Source organism: Neisseria sp. P0009.S007, assembly GCF_051962515.1.
In genome coordinates this window covers 1-3,069 of sequence record NZ_JBQCVF010000177.1, presented here as the reverse complement: position 1 = coordinate 3,069, position 3,069 = coordinate 1, and the positions used below count along the sequence as shown (strand labels likewise).

General features: G+C 47.1%; 3 protein-coding genes. All 3 read left to right on the top strand.

Translation table 11 applies throughout. The features are described from left to right. Positions 1-573, top strand: a 573-nt coding sequence (locus tag ACTHS3_RS11155) for a DHHA1 domain-containing protein (protein ID WP_440367969.1), incomplete at its 5' end; no start/stop codon positions are given. A 214-nt stretch (positions 574-787) separates the two neighbouring features. Further along, positions 788-1,780: an adenine-specific methyltransferase EcoRI family protein gene (locus tag ACTHS3_RS11150; RefSeq protein WP_070461744.1), complete on the top strand. Its 993-nt coding sequence runs from the start codon at positions 788-790 to the stop codon at positions 1,778-1,780. A 2-nt stretch (positions 1,781-1,782) separates the two neighbouring features. Further along, complete coding sequence (locus tag ACTHS3_RS11145; RefSeq protein WP_070461743.1) at positions 1,783-2,907, top strand: GmrSD restriction endonuclease domain-containing protein; 1,125 nt, start codon at positions 1,783-1,785, stop codon at positions 2,905-2,907. Positions 2,908-3,069 lie beyond the last annotated feature (162 nt).

The following is a 3,069-nucleotide window of genomic DNA, read 5'->3' as shown; positions in this document are numbered from 1 at the left end:
GGCGGTATTGCCGCAGGCGTGCGCCGTATCGAAGCCATCACCGGCCTGAACGCACTCAAATGGGCGCAAGATCAAGAGCGTTTGGTTAAAGACATTATTGCCGAAACCAAAGCCCAAACCGAAAAAGACGTACTGGCGAAAATCCAAGCAGGCGCAGCACACGCCAAAGCATTGGAAAAAGAATTGGCACGCGCCAAAGCTGAACTCGCCGTCCACGCAGGTGCCAAACTCTTGGACAACGCAAAAGACCTAGGTCCAGCCAAACTCGTTGCTGCCCAAATCGAAGCCGATGCCGCAACCCTGCGCGAAATCGTGACTGACTTGACCGGCAAATCAGAACAAGCCATCGTATTGCTCGCCGCAGTCAACGATAGCAAAGTCTCCCTGTGCGCCGGCGTATCCAAACCGTTGACTGGCAAAGTCAAAGCAGGCGATCTGGTTAAATTTGCAGCCGAACAAGTCGGCGGCAAAGGCGGCGGCCGTCCTGACTTAGCGCAAGCCGGCGGTACAGATGCCGACAAATTGCCTGAAATGCTGGTAAGCGTGGAAGGTTGGGTTAAAGAGAAGCTGTAATGTAGGAAAGTTCAGGCTGCCTGAAAGTGGGTTTTCAGGCAGCCTGTTTGAATAAATTAAGACAAGGAAACATCATATGAACAGCAGACACAGATATAGCAGCACAGCACAGCACAGCACAGCACAGCACAGCACAGCACAGCACAGCACAGCAATTATAACTTAAAAATCAATACAATATCAAACCTTTCTTGTACTCTTAAAGGGGTTTGATATGGCAGGCAACAAATCCCTTCACGCGGCAAACAAAGCCAAAAACGATGAGTTCTACACCCAGCTTTCCGACATCGAAAAAGAGCTGCGGCACTACAAACACCATTTCAAAAACAAAACTGTTTATTGCAACTGCGACGACCCGCGCGTCAGCAATTTCTTCCATTATTTTTCTTACAATTTCGAGCATCTCGGCCTGAAAAAGCTGATTGCCACCTGCTACAAAAACCAAAACAGCGACCTGTTCAGCCAAAACGACAGCGAACAGGCGGTTTGGCTGGAATATACAGGGGACAAAGACGGCAACGGCATTCCCACCCCCGAAGAAATAGCAGTCAAACCGCTGAAAGGCGATGGCGACTTCCGCAGTGAGGAATGTATCGAACTGTTAAAACAGGCTGATATCGTCGTAACCAATCCACCGTTTTCGCTATTTCGGGAATATGTGGCGCAGTTGGTTGAATATAGCAAGAAATTCATCATTATCGGCAATCAGAATGCCATTACCTATAAAGAGATTTTTCCCTTGCTAAAAGAAAATAAAATATGGCTTGGCAACCATAATGGTGATATGGCATTCCAAGTACCTGATTATTATAAGCCAAAAGCAACACGCTATTGGCAGGATGAAACGGGACAAAAATGGCGAAGTATGGGAAATATCTGTTGGTTTACCAACTTGGATATAGCCAAACGCCATGAAGAACTGATTCTGTACCGAACCTACAACCCCGCCGATTATCCGCAATACGACAACTACGATGCCATCGAAGTATCCAAAGTTGCCGATATTCCCTGCGATTACGATGGCGTAATGGGTGTGCCGATTACGTTTTTGGATAAATACAATCCCGAGCAGTTTGAAATAATTGGAACTAGCGATAGAGGGGGCGACGGATTGTTGGAATATATCAAGAAGGTTCATGACCGGTATGATGCCCCTGTTGTAAAAGGGAAAGGGATGTATAAACGCATAATGATTAGGAGAAAATAATCATGAAAATCCAAATGACCACTCTCACTATCCGCGAACTGACGGGCTACGACAGCGAAACCAAAAAAGCGGCGGGCTACACCGACAACAACGAAGACGGCGTGCGCGCTTATGGAGGAAAACTGGACGTTCGCCCGCCCTATCAGCGCGAGTTTGTCTATAAAGACAAACAGCGCGATGCCGTAATTGATACCGTATTGAAAGGATTTCCACTTAATGTGATGTATTGGGCGGTGCGCAATGACGGCACGTTTGAAATCGTGGACGGGCAACAGCGCACTGTTTCCATCTGCCAATATGTGAACGGCGATTTTGCCTATATGATGCGCTACTTCCATAATTTGCAGGCAGACGAACAGGAGAAGATTTTAAATTACGAACTGACCGTTTACCAGTGCGAAGGGACGGACAGCGAAAAGCTGGACTGGTTCAAAACCATCAATATTGCGGGTGAGAAACTGACCGACCAAGAATTACGCAACGCCGTGTATTCGGGCAACTGGGTAACGGATGCCAAACGTCATTTCAGCAAAACCAACTGTGCCGCCTACCAAATCGGAAAAGACTATTTGAACGGTACAGCCATCCGCCAAGACTATTTGGAAACCGCTATCGGGTGGATTGCCAACCAAGACGGAGACGAAGCAGTCTGCAAATATATGGCGGTTCACCAACATGATAAGAATGCTGATGATTTATGGCTGTATTTCAAAAATGTGATTGAATGGGTAAACCTAAAATTTTCCAATAAACGCATCAAACTGATGAAAGGGCAGCCTTGGGGATTCCTATATAACCGTTTCAAAGATACCGATTTGGATAAAGATGTATTAGAAGCGGAGATTGCCAAACTGATTGCCGACGACGACGTGGAAAACAAAAAAGGGATTTACCAATATGTCCTAACGCACGATGAAAAGTATCTAAACATCCGTGCCTTTTCAGACAGCATCAAACAGAAGGTTTACGAAAGACAAGAAGGCATTTGCCCACACTGTGAACAGAAATTTGAATTGTCGGAAATGGAAGGCGATCACATTACACCGTGGTGTGAAGGTGGGAAAACGGTTGAAGAGAACTGCCAGATGTTGTGCCGGGACTGCAATCGAAGGAAATCTAACAAATAGCAAGCCGTAGCCCGCACCCCTGCCAACCGCGTGCGTGGCTACGCCACACACCCTACCACTGCGGGCGACGCAAACCTTAAGATTAAGGTGTAGGGTGTGTGCGGTACGCACGCACGCGGTTTTTGTTGCTACCGAATGATTCCAAACCATGCCGTAATCCAG